Here is a 5,205-nt window from a genome sequence, read left to right as displayed (position 1 = left end):
CCGCCGGAGAAGAGGATCACCGGCCGCTCGAACTCACCCGCCACCTCGCGGAAGATGTGCACCGCCTCGGACTCCAGCGCGTCCAGGTGCGAGAGCGTGAAACCACGCGGCGCCGCGCTCACACCAGCCCCCGCTTCGCCAGCACGGCGTGCACCGCGTCCGCGGACTCCTGCGGCGTCTGGTGCTGCGTCGGCAGCACCAGATCCGGGTCCACCGGCGGCTCGTAGGGATCGTCGACCCCCGTCAGCCCCACCAGTTGGCCCGCGGCCTGCCGGGCGTACAGCCCCTTCACGTCCCGCTCGCTGCACACCTGGACCGGTGTGGCGACGTGCACCTCGAAGTACGGCGTCGCGCTGGCGGCGTGCCGCGCCCGCACCGCCTCGCGGCTGTCCGCGTACGGCGCGATGACCGGGACGACGGAGAGCACGCCGTTGCGTGCGAGGACCTCGGAGACGAGGCCGATGCGCTGCACGTTGGTGTTGCGGTCCTCGCGGGAGAAGCCGAGGCCCGCGGAGAGGAAGCGGCGCACCTCGTCGCCGTCGAGGACTTCCACACGATGTCCCTCGGCCTTCAGGCGTTCGCCGAGGAGGCGGGCGATCGTGGTCTTGCCCGCGCTCGGCAGTCCGGTGAGCCAGACAGTGGCTCCCTGAGCCCGTGCCGTGGTCGTCATGCGCAACTTCCTCTTTTCTTACCTTGGGAGGCTCCAAGGCACCCTAGGTAAGAAACTTGAGAAGAGCGATAGAAGAAGCTGAGGGTTCCGTGAGGGACGTGAGTTGTGTCTGAGATCACACGCCCGCGAACTCGGCTCCCGCGTCCCTGAGCCGCGCGTGCAGCCCCCGGAAGACGGCCGCCGAGCGGACCCCCGGCCAGTCCTCGGGCAGCAGGCGGGCGGGCAGGCCCGGGTCGGCGTAGGGGAGGTGGCGCCAGGAGTCCAGGGCGAGAAGGTAGTCGCGGTAGGCGTCCTCGGGCGAGGTGTCCGTCCGGTGCTCCCACCCCTGCAGCACGGGCCCGTGCCGGTCCAGGAACGCCTCGTGCTCCTTGGCGATCGCGGCCAGGTCCCACCAGCGGGCCACCGCCTCCGCGGTCGCCGCGAATCCGAGGTGCTCGCCGCGGAAGAGATCGACGTACGGGTCGAGGCGCAGCCGCTGGAGCGTGTGCCGGGTCTCCTCGTACAGCCCCGCGGGAGCGATCCACACCCCCGGGGTGGCCGTGCCGAAGCCGAGCCCGGCCAGCCGGGACCGCAGCACGTGCCGCTTCTGCCGCTCCGACTCCGGCACGGAGAACACCGCGAGCACCCAGCCCTCGTCCTCGGGCGGCGTCACGGCGTAGATGCGCCGGTCCCCGTCGTCGAGCAGCTGGCGGGCGTCCGGCGAGAGTGCGTACCCGGCGGCGCCCTGGGCCGTGCGGGCCGGCACCAGCAGGCCGCGGCGTTTGAGCCGGGACACCGACGAGCGGACCGAGGGGGCGTCCACGCCGACCGCGGCCAGCAGGCGGATCAGTTCGGCCACGGGCACGGGGCCCTCGGCGAACCGGCCGTAGGCGCCGTAGAGCGTGACGATGAGAGACCGTGGTGCATGCTGGTCGGACACGTTGATCATCTTAGGTCGTCGGCATCAGTGCTGGTCACCATCGGTTTCCCGTTCGACGTCCCGTTCGCTGCGCAACCGGAAGCGCTGGAGCTTGCCGGTCGCGGTGCGCGGCAGCGCGTCCAGGAAGACGATCTCGCGGGGGCATTTGTACGGCGCCAGCTCGGACTTGACGAAGGCGCGCAGGGCCTCGGTGTCCCGCTCGGCCCCCTCCTTGAGCACGGCGTACGCCACGACCACCTGCCCGCGCGCCTCGTCCGGCCGCCCCACGACGGCGGCCTCCACCACCTCCGGATGGCGCAGCAGCGCGTCCTCGACCTCGGGACCCGCGATGTTGTACCCGGCCGAGATGATCATGTCGTCGGCGCGGGCGACGTAGCGGAAGTAGCCGTCGCCGTCGCGGACGTACGTGTCGCCGGTGATGTTCCAGCCGGCGCGCACGTAGACGTGCTGCCGCGGGTCGGTGAGGTAGCGGCAGCCGACCGGGCCGCGCACGGCGAGCAGTCCCGGCTCGCCCTCGGGCACGGGGTTGCCGTTCTCGTCCTGCACCCGCGCCCGCCAGCCCGGCACGGCCGTGCCCGTCGTCCCCGGTCTGATGTGCTCGTCGGCCGCGGAGATGAAGATGTGCAACAGCTCGGTGGCGCCTATGCCGTTGATGATGCGCAGCCCGGTTCGGTCGTACCAGGCCTGCCAGGTGGCGGCGGGCAGGTTCTCGCCGGCCGAGACACAGCGGCGCAGTGACGCGACCGCATGGGTGTCGAGCTCCTCCAGCATCGCGCGGTAGGCGGTCGGTGCGGTGAACACCACGGAGACCCGGTGCTCGGCGATCGCCGCCAGCAACTGCTTGGGGTGGGCCTGTTCGAGCAGGAGCGCACTGGCGCCGGCCCGCATCGGGAAGACGACCAGACCGCCGAGCCCGAAGGTGAAGCCGAGCGGCGGGCTGCCCGCGAAGACGTCGTCCGCGCGGGGCTTGAGGACATGCCGCGAGAAGGTGTCGGCGATCGCCAGTACGTCCCGGTGGAAGTGCATGCAGCCCTTGGGGCGGCCGGTCGTGCCGGAGGTGAACGCGATGAGCGCGACGTCGTCGGCCGCGGTGTCGACGGCCGGGTACGGGGTCTCGGGCGCCGGGCGGCGCAGCAGGTCGTCGGGGGCGTCGCCGCCGTACGTGGTGATCCGCAGGCCGGGTATCTCGGCCTTCGCCAGGTCGTCCACGGCGCGTATGTCGCACAGCGCGTGCCGCACCTCGGCGATCCCGCACACCGTGCTCAGCTCGTGCGGGCGCTGCTGGGCGAGCACGGTGACCGCGACCGCGCCCGCCTTCAGCACCGCCAGCCAGCAGGCCGCCAGCCAGGGCGTGGTCGGGCCGCGCAGCAGGACGCGGTTGCCGGGGACGACGCCGAGATCGCGGGTGAGGACGTGCGCGACGCGGTCGACGCGGGCGCGCAGCTCGCCGTACGTCCAGGACGGGCCCGCGGGCGTGTGGAACACCGGGCGGGCGGGGTCGGCGTGGTCCAGCAGCTCGGCGGCGCAGTTCAGCCGATCGGGGTAATGCAGTTCGGGCAGATCGAAGCAGAGTTCGGGCCAGTCCTCGGGCGGCGGGAGGTGGTCGCGCGCGAAGGTGTCGACGTGGGCCGAGAGGTTCATGGCGGTGCGCCCCCTTGCCGTTCTGGCCGTCGTGGTGGGCCTGGGGCCTGGCTTCCGGATCGGCCCGGCGTCGCGGGGTCTGGCACGCACTCCCCCACCGCCTCAAGGGCGTGGGGGGACCCCAGCCGCGTTGTCGTCGGTCGGCAACGCTGCGCGGTTCCCTGCAGCCGGCCTGATCCGGAAGACAGACCCCCAGCGCTCTGAGCGTATCGTGTTGGTGACGACAGTCAACGGTACGCGATACGGTCGGGGGGAGGCGCTGAGGAGAGGGGACCGGCAATGCCCGCATTCTCGCTCGAACCGGAGCAGATCGCCTGGTGCGGCGAACTGCGCACCCTGGCGGCGGAGCGGTTGCGCCCGCTCGCCGAGAAGGGCGAACCGGGGCACGTCAACCGCGCGCTCGTCGCGGAACTGGGCCGGCTCGGGCTCCTGGGGCGGCTGTTCACCTCGGGCGCCCTGGACCTCTGCCTGATGCGGGAGTCCCTGGCGTACGCCTGCACGGAGGCCGAGACCGCCCTCGCCCTGCAGGGACTCGGCGCGCATCCGGTGCACGCCTGCGGCACCCCGGCCCAGCGCGGCCGCTGGCTGCCGAAGGTCGCCGACGGTACGGCGGTGGCGGCCTTCGCGCTGACCGAACCGGGCGCGGGCTCCGACGCGGGGGCGCTGGAGCTGCGTGCCGAACCGGAGTCCGAGGGGTCCGTCACGGCCGAACCCGACGGCCCGGCCGGCTGGCGGCTCACCGGCGAGAAGTGCTGGATCTCCAACGCGCCCGAGGCCGACTTCTACACCGTCTTCGCCCGGACCACCCCCGGCGTGGGCGCGCGGGGGGTGACCGCCTTCCTGGTCCCCGCCGGCCGGCCCGGGCTCACCGGCACGGCCCTCGACATGCTCTCGCCGCACCCCATCGGTGCCCTCGGCTTCGACGCGGTGCCCGTCACGGCGGACGACGTGCTCGGCGAGGTGGACCGCGGGTTCCGGGTCGCCATGGGGACGCTGAACCAGTTCCGCCCCAGCGTCGGCGCGTTCGCGGTGGGCATGGCGCAGGCGGCGCTCGACGCGACCCTGGCGCACACGTCCCGGCGGGACGCGTTCGGCGGCAAGCTGAAGGACCTGCAGGCCGTCGCCCACCAGGTCGCCGAGATGGCCATGCGCACCGACGCCGCCCGCCTCATGGTCCACGCGGCGGCGACGGCGTACGACGAGGGCGCCCCCGGCGTCCCCCGGCGCGCGGCGATGGCGAAGCTGCTCGCCACCGAGACCGCGCAGTACGTCGTCGACAGGGCCGTCCAGTTGCACGGCGCCCGCGCCCTGCGCCGCGGCCATCTCCTGGAGCACCTGTACCGGGAGGTGCGCGCCCCGCGCATCTACGAAGGGGCGAGCGAGGTCCAACGCGGCATCATCGCCAAGGAGCTGTACCGCGACATGGAGGCAGTGGAGGAACCGCAGTGAGCACCGAGCGCGTCAACCCGCCCGAACTCTCCCCGGCGACCGGCTTCTCGCACGCCGTCGTCGCCACCGGCTCCCGGGTGGTCTTCCTGGCCGGCCAGACGGCTCTCGACGCGGACGGCAAGGTCGTCGGCGACACCCTGCCCGAGCAGTTCCGGCGGGCGCTGGCCAATCTCCTCACGGCCCTGCGCGCGGCGGGCGGTACCCCGGCCGATCTCGCCCGGGTCACCGTCTACGCCACCGATGTCGCCGCCTATCGCGTCCACGCGCCCGAACTGGGCCGCATCTGGCGGGAGTCGGCGGGCCGCGACTATCCGGCGATGGCCGTCGTCGGAGCCGTGCGCCTGTGGGACGAGCGGGCGATGGTGGAACTCGACGGGTTCGCCGTGCTGCCCTAGAAGGCTCATGAAGATCTTGGTGAGGGGCTGTCCGGTCGTAGGCCGGGCAGCCCCTGTTCGCTATGCGGTGGCCGGGGTGATTTGCCAGCTGCCGCCAGTGTGAGTGAGTCCGAGGTTGATCAGTCGGCGGA

Annotated in this window: 5 protein-coding genes and 1 pseudogene; 2 read left to right on the top strand and 4 right to left on the bottom strand. The window is 72.8% G+C overall.

The window, feature by feature from the left end; genetic code table 11:
- The 4 genes and pseudogenes from ACIRPX_RS45760 to ACIRPX_RS45745 form a co-directional block, all read right to left on the bottom strand.
- Positions 1-122 (bottom strand): annotated as a pseudogene (locus ACIRPX_RS45760) (sulfate adenylyltransferase small subunit); the annotation flags it as partial.
- Positions 119-670: an adenylyl-sulfate kinase gene (cysC, locus tag ACIRPX_RS45755; RefSeq protein WP_404206109.1), complete on the bottom strand. Its 552-nt coding sequence runs from the start codon at positions 668-670 to the stop codon at positions 119-121. The pseudogene ACIRPX_RS45760 and the gene cysC, both read right to left, overlap by 4 nt.
- A gap of 115 nt (positions 671-785) precedes the next feature.
- A complete protein-coding gene (locus ACIRPX_RS45750; protein ID WP_404206108.1) occupies positions 786-1,598 on the bottom strand; it encodes a PaaX family transcriptional regulator C-terminal domain-containing protein in 813 nt (270 codons plus the stop codon).
- Between the two features lie 15 nt (positions 1,599-1,613).
- On the bottom strand, positions 1,614-3,230 hold the full coding sequence (locus tag ACIRPX_RS45745; protein WP_404206107.1) for an AMP-binding protein: 1,617 nt from the start codon (positions 3,228-3,230) through the stop codon (positions 1,614-1,616).
- A 279-nt stretch (positions 3,231-3,509) separates the two neighbouring features.
- Here ACIRPX_RS45745 and ACIRPX_RS45740 point away from each other — a divergent pair, with 279 nt between their 5' ends.
- Together ACIRPX_RS45740 and ACIRPX_RS45735 are read left to right on the top strand one after the other, a co-directional pair.
- A complete protein-coding gene (locus ACIRPX_RS45740) occupies positions 3,510-4,679 on the top strand; it encodes an acyl-CoA dehydrogenase family protein (protein WP_404206106.1) in 1,170 nt (389 codons plus the stop codon).
- Positions 4,676-5,074 carry a RidA family protein gene (locus ACIRPX_RS45735; protein ID WP_404206105.1) on the top strand — a complete coding sequence of 133 codons (399 nt, stop codon included), beginning with the start codon at positions 4,676-4,678 and terminating at the stop codon, positions 5,072-5,074. Before ACIRPX_RS45740 ends, ACIRPX_RS45735 begins: the two co-directional genes overlap by 4 nt.
- The last annotated feature ends 131 nt before the right edge of the window (positions 5,075-5,205 follow it).

The organism is Streptomyces sp. NPDC101225 (assembly GCF_044767585.1).
Taxonomy (GTDB): Bacteria; Actinomycetota; Actinomycetes; order Streptomycetales; family Streptomycetaceae; genus Streptomyces.
This window is presented reverse-complemented; position numbering and strand designations above follow the sequence as displayed.